The sequence below is a fragment of the Mycobacterium sp. 4858 genome (assembly GCF_900240975.1).
GTDB lineage: Bacteria > Actinomycetota > Actinomycetes > Mycobacteriales > Mycobacteriaceae > Mycobacterium.
The window spans coordinates 3185703-3198517 of record NZ_LT968776.1 but is presented as its reverse complement, the minus strand read 5'-3'; the positions used below and the strand labels follow the sequence as shown (position 1 = coordinate 3198517).

The 12815-nt window shown below is 69.5% G+C and carries 15 protein-coding genes, 2 pseudogenes and 1 riboswitch; of the genes and pseudogenes, 10 read left to right on the top strand and 7 right to left on the bottom strand.

Going from position 1 to position 12815, the window contains the following annotated elements; translation table 11 throughout:
• The first annotated feature begins 152 nt into the window (after window positions 1-152).
• Both C1737_RS23810 and C1737_RS23805 read left to right on the top strand, forming a co-directional pair.
• Window positions 153-428, top strand: coding sequence for a DUF2530 domain-containing protein (locus tag C1737_RS23810; RefSeq protein WP_067926114.1), 276 nt, complete (start codon window positions 153-155; stop codon window positions 426-428).
• Window positions 429-456: 28 nt separating this feature from the next.
• Window positions 457-912, top strand: a complete 456-nt coding sequence (locus C1737_RS23805; RefSeq protein ID WP_067926116.1) for an SRPBCC family protein — start codon at window positions 457-459, stop codon at window positions 910-912.
• Between the two features lie 203 nt (window positions 913-1115).
• Here the strand turns inward: C1737_RS23805 and C1737_RS23800 are convergent.
• A pseudogene (locus C1737_RS23800) lies at window positions 1116-1901 on the bottom strand (DUF3027 domain-containing protein); the annotation flags it as partial.
• Window positions 1902-2031: 130 nt separating this feature from the next.
• On the opposite strand from C1737_RS23800, the gene C1737_RS23795 reads away from it, so the two are divergent.
• Together C1737_RS23795 and C1737_RS23790 are read left to right on the top strand one after the other, a co-directional pair.
• Complete coding sequence (locus C1737_RS23795; protein WP_102420094.1) at window positions 2032-3684, top strand: MFS transporter; 1653 nt, start codon at window positions 2032-2034, stop codon at window positions 3682-3684.
• On the top strand, window positions 3681-4172 hold the full coding sequence (locus tag C1737_RS23790) for a DUF2771 domain-containing protein (RefSeq protein ID WP_102419622.1): 492 nt from the start codon (window positions 3681-3683) through the stop codon (window positions 4170-4172). The genes C1737_RS23795 and C1737_RS23790 overlap by 4 nt, the downstream gene beginning before the upstream one ends.
• A gap of 35 nt (window positions 4173-4207) precedes the next feature.
• Here the strand turns inward: C1737_RS23790 and C1737_RS23785 are convergent, their stop codons facing one another.
• Both C1737_RS23785 and C1737_RS23780 read right to left on the bottom strand, forming a co-directional pair.
• Entirely contained in the window at window positions 4208-5212 is a 1005-nt protein-coding gene (locus C1737_RS23785; protein WP_102419621.1) for a glutathione S-transferase family protein, read from the bottom strand.
• Window positions 5213-5283: 71 nt separating this feature from the next.
• Window positions 5284-5697: a cold-shock protein gene (locus C1737_RS23780; protein ID WP_068094576.1), complete on the bottom strand. Its 414-nt coding sequence runs from the start codon at window positions 5695-5697 to the stop codon at window positions 5284-5286.
• Between the two features lie 163 nt (window positions 5698-5860).
• Here C1737_RS23780 and C1737_RS23775 point away from each other — a divergent pair, with 163 nt between their 5' ends.
• The 5 genes and pseudogenes from C1737_RS23775 to C1737_RS27565 all read left to right on the top strand — a co-directional run bounded on the left by C1737_RS23775 (window position 5861) and on the right by C1737_RS27565 (window position 8696).
• Entirely contained in the window at window positions 5861-6265 is a 405-nt protein-coding gene (locus C1737_RS23775; protein ID WP_102419620.1) for a YccF domain-containing protein, read from the top strand.
• Window positions 6262-7338, top strand: coding sequence for a GTP 3',8-cyclase MoaA (moaA, locus tag C1737_RS23770; protein ID WP_067925109.1), 1077 nt, complete (start codon window positions 6262-6264; stop codon window positions 7336-7338). Before C1737_RS23775 ends, moaA begins: the two co-directional genes overlap by 4 nt.
• A 4-nt stretch (window positions 7339-7342) precedes the next feature.
• On the top strand, window positions 7343-7621 hold the full coding sequence (locus C1737_RS23765; RefSeq protein WP_102419619.1) for a MoaD/ThiS family protein: 279 nt from the start codon (window positions 7343-7345) through the stop codon (window positions 7619-7621).
• Between the two features lie 208 nt (window positions 7622-7829).
• A riboswitch (cyclic di-AMP (ydaO/yuaA leader) is annotated at window positions 7830-8056 on the top strand.
• A gap of 12 nt (window positions 8057-8068) precedes the next feature.
• Window positions 8069-8515: pseudogene (locus tag C1737_RS23760) on the top strand (transglycosylase family protein); the annotation flags it as partial.
• Window positions 8439-8696 (top strand): hypothetical protein, encoded by a 258-nt coding sequence (locus C1737_RS27565; protein ID WP_369807573.1) that lies wholly within the window; start codon window positions 8439-8441, stop codon window positions 8694-8696. The pseudogene C1737_RS23760 and the gene C1737_RS27565, both read left to right, overlap by 77 nt.
• A gap of 77 nt (window positions 8697-8773) precedes the next feature.
• Here the strand turns inward: C1737_RS27565 and C1737_RS23755 are convergent, their stop codons facing one another.
• Genes C1737_RS23755 through C1737_RS23740 form a run of 4 tightly spaced genes read right to left on the bottom strand, consistent with a single transcriptional unit; the run spans window position 8774 to window position 10414 of the window.
• Entirely contained in the window at window positions 8774-9199 is a 426-nt protein-coding gene (locus tag C1737_RS23755; protein WP_067927424.1) for a molybdenum cofactor biosynthesis protein MoaE, read from the bottom strand.
• Complete coding sequence (locus C1737_RS23750; RefSeq protein WP_067927427.1) at window positions 9196-9678, bottom strand: molybdenum cofactor biosynthesis protein B; 483 nt, start codon at window positions 9676-9678, stop codon at window positions 9196-9198. The genes C1737_RS23755 and C1737_RS23750 overlap by 4 nt, the downstream gene beginning before the upstream one ends.
• A complete protein-coding gene (gene moaC / locus C1737_RS23745; protein WP_082975267.1) occupies window positions 9678-10205 on the bottom strand; it encodes a cyclic pyranopterin monophosphate synthase MoaC in 528 nt (175 codons plus the stop codon). Before moaC ends, C1737_RS23750 begins: the two co-directional genes overlap by 1 nt.
• An 8-nt stretch (window positions 10206-10213) precedes the next feature.
• Window positions 10214-10414 (bottom strand): hypothetical protein, encoded by a 201-nt coding sequence (locus C1737_RS23740; protein WP_090421285.1) that lies wholly within the window; start codon window positions 10412-10414, stop codon window positions 10214-10216.
• Window positions 10415-10532: 118 nt separating this feature from the next.
• On the opposite strand from C1737_RS23740, the gene C1737_RS23735 reads away from it, so the two are divergent.
• Complete coding sequence (locus C1737_RS23735) at window positions 10533-12785, top strand: helicase-associated domain-containing protein (protein WP_102419618.1); 2253 nt, start codon at window positions 10533-10535, stop codon at window positions 12783-12785.
• The last annotated feature ends 30 nt before the right edge of the window (window positions 12786-12815 follow it).

Sequence of the window (12815 nt, the reverse complement as noted above, 5' to 3'; positions counted from 1 at the left end):
AACGACGGGCTTTGGTCCTCAAGACCACGTGGGCCGACGTTCGCCGAACCGCTTGCGTGGCCGGGTAACCCGCGCTGCCCAGGCATTTCGGCGACCTTGTGCCCGGGCGGGTGGAAGGACGGCCCGCACCGGCGGGGGCTATGTTAATCGCGATGTCCGAGGAATCCGGCGAGAACCGCGAGGCGCCGCCCCTGCCACCCGCACTGCTCAACGCGTGGCCCTTCATCGGCCTCGGCGCGCTCGGCTGGCTGGTCGCGACGGCCGCCGCATTTCTTGTCCCGGCGCTGCAGAGTTGGCGTCCGCTGACGCTGGCCGGGCTCGGGGTGGGCGTGCTGGGCACGAGCATCTTCGTGTTACAGCTCGCGGGGGCGCGCCGCGGCGATCGCGGCGCGCAGACCGGACTCGACAACTATCTCGACCACGGCTAGTTCTCGCACCTATAACCCGGGAGGATCGATGGTAGCTCCGCTACTGCAAGCGCAAATCGATATTGACGCACCGGTTTCCACCGTTTGGGGGTTGGTCTCGGATCTTCGGCGGATGCCGCAGTGGAGCCCCCAGTGCCGTTGGATGAAGACCTTCGGCCCGCTGCGCCAGGGCATGCGCAGCCTCAACATCAATCGCCGCAACCGGATGTTCTGGCCCACCACGTGCACGGTCGTCGAGGTCATTCCCGAGACCAAGCTGGCGTTTCGCGTCGACACCAACCACACGATCTGGAGCTACGAGCTGCAACCCATCGACGGGGGCACCCGGGTGATCGAGAGCCGTCACGCGGAGAACGGCGTGACCGCGTTCTCGAACCTGTCGGTCAATGGACTGTTCGGTGGGACCACCAACTTCGAGCGCGAGTTGCTCGAGGGCATGAACGCCTCGTTGGCCAGGATCAAGGCCGCGGCCGAAAAGAGCTAATCCACCTCGGGCTGCACCGGCCCGCCCTCGGGGGCATCGGACTCCGTCGTGTCGGCGTGGGCCACCGAGGTCTCGGGCGCGGATGCCGACAACTCCGGTTCGACCTCCGGACCGCTGTCCGGTTCGGTCTCGGGCATCTGCGATTCGGCTGACTCGGGAATCTCGGGCGTCTCGGAGGAATCGAGCGTCTCGGCCGGCTCGGCCGCCTCGGGCGGCGCCTCCACGACGTCGAGCACACCGTCGTCGTACGGCTCGTACATGGGCGAACCCGTCCCCGCCGGAGCCGGGGTGTCCGAATGCGCGCCGCAACCGTACTGCTTGTCGACCACCTGCCCGTCAGCCGACAGTTCGTTGCCGCAGACCCCGAACATCGCGCCGAGCGAGCCCGCCAGCGGCAGGAAGAATCCACAGTCGCGGCACACCCGCTTCGTGGAGCGGGCCATCGGCGAGTCGGGCCCGTGGTCGCCCGTGTGCCACCGCTCGGCCGCCTCGGCACGGCCCCAGCCGCTCATCACCCAGCGCCGTCCCAGCCCGATCTCGGCGGCGGTCTCGTCGACCTGGGGGTCGCCGCTGGCGGTGTAGCCGGGGACCAACCGCGGGTCGTCGGCCACCGGGGCCAGCAGGTCCCCGGGGCTCAGGTCTCCCGGGCGCACCCGCTGGTCCCAGGGCACCCACTGCGGGGCCAGCAACGCGGTCGGTCCGGGAATCAGCACCACTTCGCTCACGGTGGCGTGGTCGGCACCGGGGTGGGCGGCGACGACGACGGCCCACTGCCAGCCCTGATAGCCGTGCAGATGCGCAAGAAACCGGTGGGTGGCCGCGGCGGGGTCCTCGTAGCTGACGCCCAGGTAGTCGCCGACGGCGTCGGCCCCGCTGAACTCCACGGCCGCAGCCCTGGCCTGGTCCACCGCGCCCGTAAGCACGGCCGCCAACCCCTCGGGCCACTCGGCCACGGTCGCCACGGCGGATTCCTCGATGGGCCCCGTCACGCTGTCCCCTTCCTGCATTGCGTTTCCAATACTAGGTTGGCGAGCCACGCCCCGTTACCTGCAGACGCATGTCGTCGGCATGAGGGAGAATCAGGACGTGTCTGGACGGCGGCGTGACGATCAGGGCCGCGTGGCCTCGAATCCGGGTCGTCGGCCTCGCAACGGGGCCGCCCACCAGCATCCGGGCACGGCCAACTACCCCGCCGATGAGGGCGATCACCGCCGACCACGCCGGCCACCGCCGATGCCGAGCGCCAATCGCTACCTGCCGCCCATCGGCGAGCAGCCTGAGCCGGAGCGCCGCGACAGCACACCGCCGCGCGGTACGCCGACCGGTGAGCGGATCACCGTCACGCGCGCCGCCGCGCTGCGCAGCCGTGAGATGGGTTCGCGGATGTACTGGATGGTGCAACGCGCCGCCACCGCCGACGGCGCCGACAAGTCCGGTCTGACCGCGTTGACGTGGCCGGTGGTGGCCAACTTCGCGGTGGACGCCGCGATGGCGGTGGCGCTGGCAAACACGCTGTTCTTCGCGGCGGCCACCGGGGAGAGCAAGGGCCGGGTCGCGTTGTATCTGCTGATCACCATCGCGCCGTTCGCGGTCATCGCGCCGCTCATCGGCCCGGCGCTGGACCGGCTGCAGCACGGCCGGCGCGTCGCACTCGCCGCGTCGTTCGCCCTGCGCACCGCGTTGGCGCTGGTGCTGATCATGAACTACGACGGTGCCACCGGCAGCTACCCGTCGTGGGTGCTCTACCCTTGCGCGCTGGCCATGATGGTGTTCTCCAAATCGTTCAGCGTGCTGCGCAGCGCGGTGACCCCGCGGGTCATGCCGCCGACGATCGACCTGGTGCGGGTGAACTCCCGGCTGACCGTCTTCGGCCTCCTCGGCGGCACCATCGCCGGCGGTGCCGTCGCGGCCGGCGTCGAGTTCGCCTGCACTCACCTGTTCAAGTTGCCCGGCGCGCTGTTCGTCGTCATCGCGGTCACCGTCACGGGCGCCTTGCTGTCCATGCGGATCCCGCGCTGGGTCGAGGTGACGGCGGGCGAGGTGCCAGCCACCCTGAGCTACCGCCAGGACAGCGAGCCGCAACGGCGACGCTGGCCCGACGAGGTCAAAAAGGTCGGCGGGACGCTGCGACAACCGCTGGGCCGCAACATCATTACGTCATTGTGGGGCAACTGCACCATCAAGGTCATGGTCGGCTTCCTGTTCTTGTACCCGGCGTTTGTCGCCAAGGCGCACCAGGCCAACGGCTGGGTCCAGCTGGGCATGCTCGGGATGATCGGCGCGGCGGCCGGCATCGGTAATTTCGCCGGTAACTTCGCGGCCGCGCGCCTGCAACTGGGCCGGCCGGCCGTGTTGGTGGTGCGCTGCACGCTCGCGGTCTCGGCGGTCGCGCTGGCTGCCTCGGGGGCGGGCACCCTGGCGGCGGCCGTACTCGCCACCCTGGTCACGTCGGGCTCCAGCGCGATCGCAAAGGCCTCGCTGGACGCCTCGTTGCAGAACGACTTGCCCGAGGAATCGCGGGCCTCGGGATTCGGGCGTTCGGAGTCGACCCTGCAGCTGGCCTGGGTGCTGGGTGGCGCGGTGGGCGTCTTGGTCTACACCGAGCTGTGGATCGGCTTCACCGTCGTCACGGCGCTGCTCATCCTCGGGTTGGCGCAGACACTCGTCAGCTTTCAAGGGAATTCGCTGATCCCCGGGCTCGGCGGCAACCGGCCCGTCATGGTCGAGCAGGAGGGCGCGCGGCGCGGCAGCCCGGCGGTGGTGCCCGAGTGAAACGCGGTGTGGCCGTGCTGCTCGCCGGCGTGATGACTGTGTTGTGTGCGGCCGTCGGCGTCGGCACCTGGCTGCTGGTGCGCCCATCGGGTCCGCAGCGCCCGGAGATCAGCGCCTATTCGCACGGTCACCTCGCCAGGGTGGGGCCCTATCTGTACTGCAACGTGCTCAACCTCGACGACTGTGACACACCGCAAACCCAGGGCGAACTGAAGGTCAGCGAGCGCTATCCCGTACAGCTCTCGGTGCCCGACGCGATCTACCGGGCGCCGTGGCGGCTCTTGCAGGTGTACGAGGACCCGACCAACACCACCAGCACCATCTTTCGCCCGAACACCCGGTTCGCGGTCACCGTCCCCCCTGTCGACCCACACCGTGGGCGCGTAGTCGGGATCGTCGTGCAGTTGCTGACGCTGGTGATGGACCCAGCCGGCGAACTGCGCGATGTCCCGCACGCGGAATGGTCAGTGCGACTGACGTATTCGTGACCCTGACCGGCCCTGGTCGCCGAGCGTCGAGTTGATCAGGCCCCGTGCCCGGCGGGCACCCGCTCCCCTTCGACCGGCGGCCCGGGCGGGGTCCCATCGCCGAATGGCCTGCCGCCCAAGGAATCCCGGCCATGCGGAGACAGCCAGCCCGTCAGGTCCGGCCCCTTGGGCACAATGCCGGTGGGGTTGATGTCGGCGTGCACGATGTAATAGTGCTGCTTGATCTGGACGAAGTCGACGGTGTCACCGAACCCCGGCGTCTGGAACAGGTCGCGCGCATACGCCCACAACACCGGCAGCTCGCTCAGCTTGCTGCGGTTGCACTTGAAATGTCCGTGATAGACCGGATCAAACCGGGCCAGCGTGGTGAACAACCGCACGTCGGCCTCGGTTATGGTGTCGCCCACCAGATATCGCTGGCCGGTCAGGCGGTCGCTCACCCAATCCAGCGCGGCGAACAGCCGGTCGTAGGCCGCGTCGTAGGCCTCTTGCGATCCGGCGAAGCCGCATCGGTACACGCCGTTGTTGATCTCGGTGTAGACGCGCTTGTTCACCTCGTCGATCTCGTCGCGCAGCCGCTCGGGGTAGAGCTCCGGTGCGCCGTCGCGGTGGTAGGCGGTCCATTCCGTCGAGAAATCCAGCGTGATCTGTGCGAAGTCGTTGGTGACCACCGCGCCGGACGGGATGTCGACGATCGCCGGAACGGTGATGCCCTTCGGATAGTCGGGGAAGCGCTTGAAGTACGCGTCCTGTAGCCGCGGGATTTGCAGCACGGGGTCGACGCCGCCGAGATCGAGGTCGAACGTCCAGCTGCGTTCGTCGTGGGTGGGTCCGCAAAACCCAATGGAGAGAGCGCTTTCCAAGCCGAGCAAGCGGCGGACGATGATGGCGCGGTTCGCCCACGGGCAAGCGCGGGCGACGATGAGCCGGTACCGGCCGGGCTCCACCGGATACCCGTCGCGTCCGTCGGCGGTGACCCGGGTGGTGATGTAGTTGGTGTCGCGGTTGAAGTCACCTTTTCCGGCGACGTAGGCGGCCATGGGGACAATTCTGCCCCAGGCCGGCGACGGCCGGTCGTCCCCGACGGTCGCCGCCGGGCGTGCGCGAGAAGCTAGGCGTCGAGCTCGCGGGCGACGGCCCGAACGACCTCGGACACCCGTCGGGCCGTCTTACGGTCCGGATAGCGACCCTTGCGCAACTCGGGCTGTACGGCGCCCTCCAGCAGCGTGATCATGTCCTCGACCATGCCGTGCAGTTCGTCGGGGCTGTGCTTGTGCTCGGCGGGCACCTCGCGGCGGCCCTGAGCCTTGGTGAGGCTGGGCGGCGGCTCAATCAGCTTGAGGCTCAGCGCCTGGGGGCCGCGCCGCCCGGAGGCGATGCCGAACTCCACACGCTGGCCCGCTTTGAGCGCCTCGACCCCAGCGGGCAACGCCGACGAGCGGACGTACACGTCTTCGCCGTCCTCCTGCGACAGGAAGCCAAACCCCTTGTCGGCGTCGTACCACTTAACCTTGCCGGTCGGCACTGGTCTCACCTGCTTGTCTAACGGATCAATAGAATGGCCAACAGAATAAGCGTCCCGCCTGCGCAGGACGCCGTTTGGTCTGTAGATCCTACTCGGACGCTTCCCTGGCGAGCACCCCCGTTCTCCCCCACTCGGTAGGCTGGGCGTCAACGGTGGAGGAGATATGCGCCTGATCCTGAACATCATCTGGCTCGTGTTCGGCGGCCTGTGGATGGCCGTCGGGTATCTGGCCGCGGCGCTCCTCAGCTTCGTGCTCATCACCACCATCCCGTTCGGTTTTGCGTCTCTGCGCATCGCCTCCTACGCGTTGTGGCCGTTCGGCCGGACCATCGTCGACAAGCCGACCGCCGGGACGGGTGCCCTCATCGGGAACGTCATCTGGGTGCTGTTGTTCGGGATCTGGCTGGCGATCGGCCACCTGCTCAGTGCGCTGGCGATGGCGATCACCATCGTCGGCATTCCACTGGCGCTGGCCAACCTCAAGCTGATCCCGGTGTCGTTGATGCCCCTGGGCAAGGAGATCGTTCCGGTCAGTTCACCGTTTCACTACCCGGCGGTGGCCGCATGACGCTCACCGCGCTGGGTCTACCGAGGGTGCCGGGCCGTGCCGACGGCACCGCCGCGGACGCGCCGACCACGGGTCCGTTGGTGGACACCTACGGCCGAGTCGCCACCGATCTGCGCGTCTCGCTGACCGACCGCTGCAACCTGCGGTGCAACTACTGCATGCCGGCCGAGGGGCTGGATTGGCTGCCCGGCGAGCAGCTGTTGCGGCCCGACGAGCTGGCGCGGCTGATGCACATCGCCGTCACCCGGCTGGGCGTCACCAGCGTGCGGTTCACCGGCGGCGAGCCCCTGTTGGCGCGGCACCTCGAAGAGGTGGTCGCCGCGGCGGCCGGCCTGCGGCCGCGCCCGGAGATCTCGCTGACCACCAATGGCGTCGGGCTGGCGCGACGGGCCGCGGGCCTCGCACGGGCGGGCCTGAACCGGGTCAATGTGTCGATGGACAGCGTCGATCGCGAGCACTTCGCGGCGATCACCCGCCGGGACCGACTCGAGGACGTGCTCGCCGGCCTGGCGGCCGCCCATGACGCCGGCCTGACGCCGGTGAAGGTGAACGCCGTCCTCGACCCCGTCACCGGGCGGGAGGACGTCGTCGAATTGCTGCGGTTCTGCCTCGAGCGCGGCCACCAGTTGCGGGTCATCGAGCAGATGCCACTGGACGCCGGGCACCAATGGCGCCGTGGCGCCGCATTGAGCGCCGACGACGTGCTTGACACGCTGCGGCCCCACTTCCGGCTACGTCCCGACCCGGCGCCGCGCGGGTCGGCGCCCGCCGAGCTCTGGCTGGTCGACACCGGCCCGGGGACGCCGAGCGGCAAGTTCGGTGTCATCGCGTCGGTCTCCCACGCTTTCTGTTCGGCCTGTGATCGCACCCGCCTGACGGCCGATGGCCAAGTCCGCAGCTGCCTGTTTTCCGCCGAGGAGACCGATCTTCGGACCCTGCTGCGCACCGGCGCCTCCGACGACGCGATCGAAACGGCGTGGCGGATCGCGATGTGGGGCAAGCCCGCGGGTCACGGCATCAACGATCCGAGCTTCATCCAGCCCGACCGTCCGATGAGCGCGATCGGTGGCTAGCCCCATGGGTCAAGCGTCCGTCCAGCAAGACGGGATTCAGGTGACGGTGCGCTACTTCGCGGCCGCGCGGGCGGCGGCGGGGGCCGAGTCGGAGACGGTGGTGGTGCGCCCCGGCACCACGGTGGCCGAGCTGGTCGAGCGCCTCGCCGTGCGGGGCTCCCGCCTCGCCACGGTGTTGGACAGGTGTTCCTACCTGTGCGACGGGGTCGCCGTCCGCGACGAGACCGCACCGTTAAGCACCGGAAACACGATCGACGTTCTACCCCCCTTCGCCGGCGGCTGAAACTGTGAAATATCTCACGTAACGGAACGATAACGGGGTAATCACGCTCCGATATCGGGTGCTATGACCTGCGCGAATGCCACATGGTGCGGACGTTTTCGCAGATGGCCGAGAGGGAAACGCCCGGTTGCGCAGAACGTGACGGGACCAACAGAAACCGCTACCTTTCTCCGAAGGCTCGCCAAGACAATCGAATTGGTGAACCTCCCCTCCTATCGCGCCGAGCTCCATCCAATAGGCAGGGGCCCACCGACCAACATGGATGGAGACGGGGGACCCACCGGTTCACCGTGATCGGATCGGGGCCGCATGCGGCCCCTTGGGGTGAAGCCGACGTCGTTTCACAGCGGATGCTCGCTGAATTCGATGACGGCCGGGTGGCCTCTCCAACCCGAACCCGACAGCTGACCTCGCAGGCGCGTGACGAGAGAGGAATTTTTACGGCCTATGAGTGGACGTCACCGTAAGCCCAGCACGTCAAACATCAGCGTCGCCAAGATCGCCGTCACCGGCGCGGTCCTCGGTGGCGGCAGCATCGCCCTCGCCGGCCAGGCGGCCGCGGCCACCGACGGCGAATGGGACCAGGTAGCCCGCTGCGAATCCGGCGGCAACTGGGCGATCAACACCGGCAACGGTTACCACGGTGGCGTGCAGTTCAGCTCCAGCACGTGGGCGGCGCACGGCGGCGGACAGTACGCCCCGTCGGCGGAATTGGCCACCAAGGAACAGCAGATCGCCGTCGCGGAGCGCGTATTGGCCACCCAGGGCCGCGGTGCGTGGCCGGTATGCGGTGGCCCGCTGTCGGGCCCGACGCAGCGTGACGTTCCCGCACCGGCCGCCCTGGACGCCCCGGACCTCAACGGCCAGCCGGCACCGCTGGCTCCCCCCGACGCCTCCCGCCGACGTGCCGCCGGCGCCCCCCGCCGACGACTTCCGCGGCTTCGTGCCGGCCAACATGCCGCAGGAGGTTTCCACGGTCGGCTACACGAAGCAGCTGTGGGACGCCATCCGGGCGCAGGACATTCAGGGCAACGACGCGCTGGACGCGATCGCGCAGCCGTCCCCGGCCACCTGAGTTCCGCAAGTCAGACTGCCCGGCACGCCTCGAACGTCGACGCTTCGGGGCGTGCCGGCATTCCAATCGTCACGGCGTTACGCCGAGCCCACCCATTCTTCTGTTCCGTCGTCGAAGAACTGGTGTTTCCACACCGGTAGCCGCGCCTTGATCTCGTCGACCAGCAGGGCACAGGTCGCGAACGCCTCCTCGCGGTGGTCGGCGGCCACCGCCGCCACCAGCGCCGCCTCGCCGATGCGCAGCACCCCGATCCGGTGGCTCGCCGCGACGGCGCGCACCCCGCTCGACTGTTCCGCGACGTCGGAGACCACCTTGGCCAAGACTTGCTCAGCCGACGGATGCGAGGAGTACTCCAGCCGCACCACCCGACGCCCGCCGTCGTGGTCCCGGATCATGCCGACGAAGCCGACGATGGCGCCGGCCGACTGATGGCCCACCAATTCTTCGTGCTCGGCCAAGAAGATCGGGTGATCGGTCATGGCCGCGCGGACCACGAGCGTCATTGCTGGTGATCTCCTCCGGCGAGCTGATCGAGCGCGTGATCGAGCACGTCGGCGAGCACACCCAGGCCGTCGCGCACCCCGCCGGGTGAACCCGGCAGGTTGACGATCAGCGTCCGGCCCGCCACGCCGCAAACGCCGCGTGACAACACCGACGTCGGCACCTTGGGCAGCCCCGACCGGCGAATGGCGTCGGCCAGCCCCGGGACCATGTAGTCCAGCACCGCCACGGTCTGGTCGGGGGTGCTGTCGCTCGGCGAGATGCCGGTGCCGCCGGAGGTGATGATGACGTCCACGCCGTCGCGGACCGCCTTGCGCAGGGCGTCGCCCACCGGATCACCGTCGGCGACCACCTCCGGCTCGGGGAACGAAAACCCCCGCTCACCGAGCCATTCGGCGATGATCGGCCCGCACCGGTCGTCGTACACTCCCGCCGACGCGCGAGTCGAGGCGATGATGATGCGGGCGGATCGGGTGCCCATCACCTCTCCCACGTTCCGGTCTTGCCGCCTTCCTTGCGCAGCACCCGAATGCCATCGAGGCGTGCGGCAGGGTCGACCGCTTTGATCATGTCGTAGAGCGTCAGTCCGGCCACGCTGACGGCGGTCAGCGCCTCCATTTCCACGCCCGTGCGGTCGGTGCTTCGGACCGTCGCGGTGATCTCGATGTCGGACTCCCCCACGGTGAATTCCACGTCGACTCCGGTGAGCGCCAACTGGTGGCAGAGCGGTATCAGGTCGCTGGTGCGCTTGGCCGCCAGGATGCCCGCCACCCGGGCGGTGGCCAGTGCGTCGCCCTTGGGCAGGCCCCCGGCCGAGATCAGCTCCACGACGCGCGGCGACGTGTGTAAGGCACCCGCGGCGACGGCGGTGCGCTTGGTCGCGCCCTTGTCGCTGACGTCGACCATGTGCGCCGCACCACGGTCATCCAGGTGTGACAGCGCGCCCGGAGGGGATTCACCCGACGTCCAGCTCGCCGGGGGCTTGGCGGCCTCGGAGGCCCTAGCCATCCTGGCGCCTACCGGTTAACGACGGTGACCGGGTGCAGGTAGGGCAGGTCCGTGGAGGGCAGCGGGAACACCATCTCGCCGAAGGGCGACAACGCCCCCGTCCGGTCGGTCACGAGTTCGCTCACCGCGTGGTCGTCGGGGTCCGTCGTCGGCCACCCGTTGTCGACATACCTGGTTTTGCGGGCTTTGCCCTCAGCAGTGTCAGCCACGCCGTCCATTCTGACAGGTCGCTCTTGCGCGCGTCGTGCAAGATCGCCAGTTCGGCCGACGAGCTGCCGGCGTTCGTTGCCTGCTCAGCACCCGCCGACTGTTTTACGCTGGTCAGCAATGACCGACAACACCCCGGATATCCCGCTGGGGTCGTGGCTGGCCGACTTGCCCGACGAGCGGCTGATCCGCCTGCTAGAGCTGCGGCCGGACCTCGCCCAGCCGCCGCCCGGCAGCATCGCTGCGCTGGCCGCCCGCGCGCAGGCCCGCCAGTCGGTCAAGGCCGCCACCGACGAGCTCGACTTCCTGCGGCTGGCGGTGCTCGACGCGTTGTTGGTGCTGCAGGCCGATGCCACGCCGGTGCCCACGGCAAAACTGTTCGCCCTGATCGGTGAACGCGCTCCCGAGTCCGACGTGATGGGGGCGTTGGACGATCTCCGGGAGCGCGCGCTGGTCTGGGGCGATGCGGCGTTGCGCGTCGCACCCGACGCCGGCGCCGCCCTGCCGTGGCACCCGGGCCAGGTCACCCTCGAGGCCGCGTCTCGCACCGGCGACGAGATCGCCGGTCTCATCGACGGGTTGACTCGGGCGCAGCGCGACGTGCTGGAGAAGCTCCTCGAGGGTTCCCCGTTGGGCCGCACCCGTGACGCCGCGCCCGGCGCCCCCGCGGACCGGCCGGTGCCCCAGCTGCTGGCGATGGGCCTGTTGCGACGCATCGACGCCGAGACGGTGATCCTGCCCCGCCACGTCGGGCAGGTGCTGCGCGGCGAACGGCCCGGGCCCATGCGACTGACGGCGCCTGACCCGGTGGTGTCGACCACCACCACCGACGACGTCGACGCGGCGGCGGCCGGGGCCACCATCGACCTGTTGCGCGAACTCGACGTTCTCATCGAAACTCTGGCCGCCGCACCGGTTTCCGAGCTACGCAGCGGCGGGTTGGGAATTCGTGACGTCAAACGGCTCAGCAAGACCACCGGCATCGACGAGTCACGGCTGGGGCTCATTCTCGAGGTGGCGGCCGCGGCCGGCCTGATCGCGAGCGGGATGCCCGACCCGGAACCGGCCACCGGCGAGGGGCCGTACTGGGGGCCGACCGTGGCCATCGACCGGTTCACGGCCATGCCCACCGCCGAACGCTGGCAGCTGCTGGCCAGTAGCTGGCTCGACCTGCCGAGCCGGCCGGCCTTGATCGGAACCCGCGGTCCCGACGCCAAACCCTATGGCGCCCTTACCGATGCGCTGTACTCGACCGCCGCGCCGCTGGATCGCCGGCTGTTGCTGGGCACGCTGGCGCAATTGCCCGCGGGCGCCGGCGTCAACGCCGCCGAGGCGTCGGCTGCCCTCGTGTGGCGGCGACCGCGCTGGGCCACGCGGTTGCAGCCGGGGCCCGTGGGCGACCTGCTGGCCGAGAGCCAGGCGTTGGGGCTGGTGGGACGGGGGGCGCTCAGCACCCCTGCTCGGGCACTACTGGACGAAGGCGCCGACGCCGCGGTCGACGCCATGGCGCGGGCCCTACCCAAACCGATCGATTACTTCCTGATCCAGGCCGACCTGACCGTCGTCGTGCCGGGTCCACTGCAGCGCGACCTCGCCGAGCAGCTGGCCGCGGTGGCCACCGTCGAATCGGCCGGCACCGCGATGGTGTACCGCGTCAGCGAGCAGACGATCCGGCATGCGCTCGACGTCGGTAAGACCCGCGACTGGATGCACGCCCTGTTCGCCAAGCACTCTAAAACTCCTGTCCCCCAAGGACTTACCTATCTCATCGACGATGTCGCACGCCGGCACGGCCAGCTGCGGATCGGGATGGCGGCCTCGTTCGTACGCTGCGAGGACCCCGCGCTGCTGGCCCAGGCCGTCGCCGCCCCCGCGACCGAGGGCGTGCAACTGCGCGCCCTGGCGCCGACGGTCGCGGTGTCTCCGGCGCCGATCGCCGAGGTGCTGCTCGCATTGCGGGCCGCGGGCTTCGCCCCCGCCGCCGAGGACTCCACCGGCGCCATCGTCGACGTCCGGCCGCGGGGCGCCCGGGTGCCCACGCCCCAGCAGCGGCGACCCTACCGCCCGATGCCGCGTCCCAACACCGAGAGCCTCAACGCCGTGGTCGCGGTGCTGCGAAAGGTGACCGCCGCGCCGTTCGGCAACATTCGCGTCGATCCGGCGGTCACCATGTCGCTGTTGCAGCGTGCGGCCAGGGAACAAGACACGCTGGTGATCGGTTATCTAGACGCGGCCGGCGTCGCCACCCAGCGCGTCGTGTCGCCGATCACCGTCCGGGGCGGTCAGCTGACCGCCTTCGACTCGGCGTCCGGGCGGCTGCGCGACTTCGCCATCCACCGCATCACGTCGGTGGTGTCGGCCAACGGTCGATAATGGATTGCGGCGAGGCGCGCCCGCGAGACG

Bases quoted from the DNA above. Each gene is read 5' to 3' on its own strand.
- moaA (WP_067925109.1), top strand. From the start codon at position 6,262: ATGACGCTCACCGCGCTGGGTCTACCGAGGGTGCCGGGCCGTGCCGAC.
- C1737_RS23765 (WP_102419619.1), top strand. From the start codon at position 7,343: ATGGGTCAAGCGTCCGTCCAGCAAGACGGGATTCAGGTGACGGTGCGC.
- C1737_RS23805 (WP_067926116.1), top strand. From the start codon at position 457: ATGGTAGCTCCGCTACTGCAAGCGCAAATCGATATTGACGCACCGGTT.
- C1737_RS23750 (WP_067927427.1), bottom strand. From the start codon at position 9,678: ATGGGCACCCGATCCGCCCGCATCATCATCGCCTCGACTCGCGCGTCG.
- C1737_RS23785 (WP_102419621.1), bottom strand. From the start codon at position 5,212: ATGGCCGCCTACGTCGCCGGAAAAGGTGACTTCAACCGCGACACCAAC.
- C1737_RS23775 (WP_102419620.1), top strand. From the start codon at position 5,861: ATGCGCCTGATCCTGAACATCATCTGGCTCGTGTTCGGCGGCCTGTGG.
- moaC (WP_082975267.1), bottom strand. From the start codon at position 10,205: ATGGCTAGGGCCTCCGAGGCCGCCAAGCCCCCGGCGAGCTGGACGTCG.
- C1737_RS23755 (WP_067927424.1), bottom strand. From the start codon at position 9,199: ATGACGCTCGTGGTCCGCGCGGCCATGACCGATCACCCGATCTTCTTG.
- C1737_RS23810 (WP_067926114.1), top strand. From the start codon at position 153: ATGTCCGAGGAATCCGGCGAGAACCGCGAGGCGCCGCCCCTGCCACCC.
- C1737_RS23735 (WP_102419618.1), top strand. From the start codon at position 10,533: ATGACCGACAACACCCCGGATATCCCGCTGGGGTCGTGGCTGGCCGAC.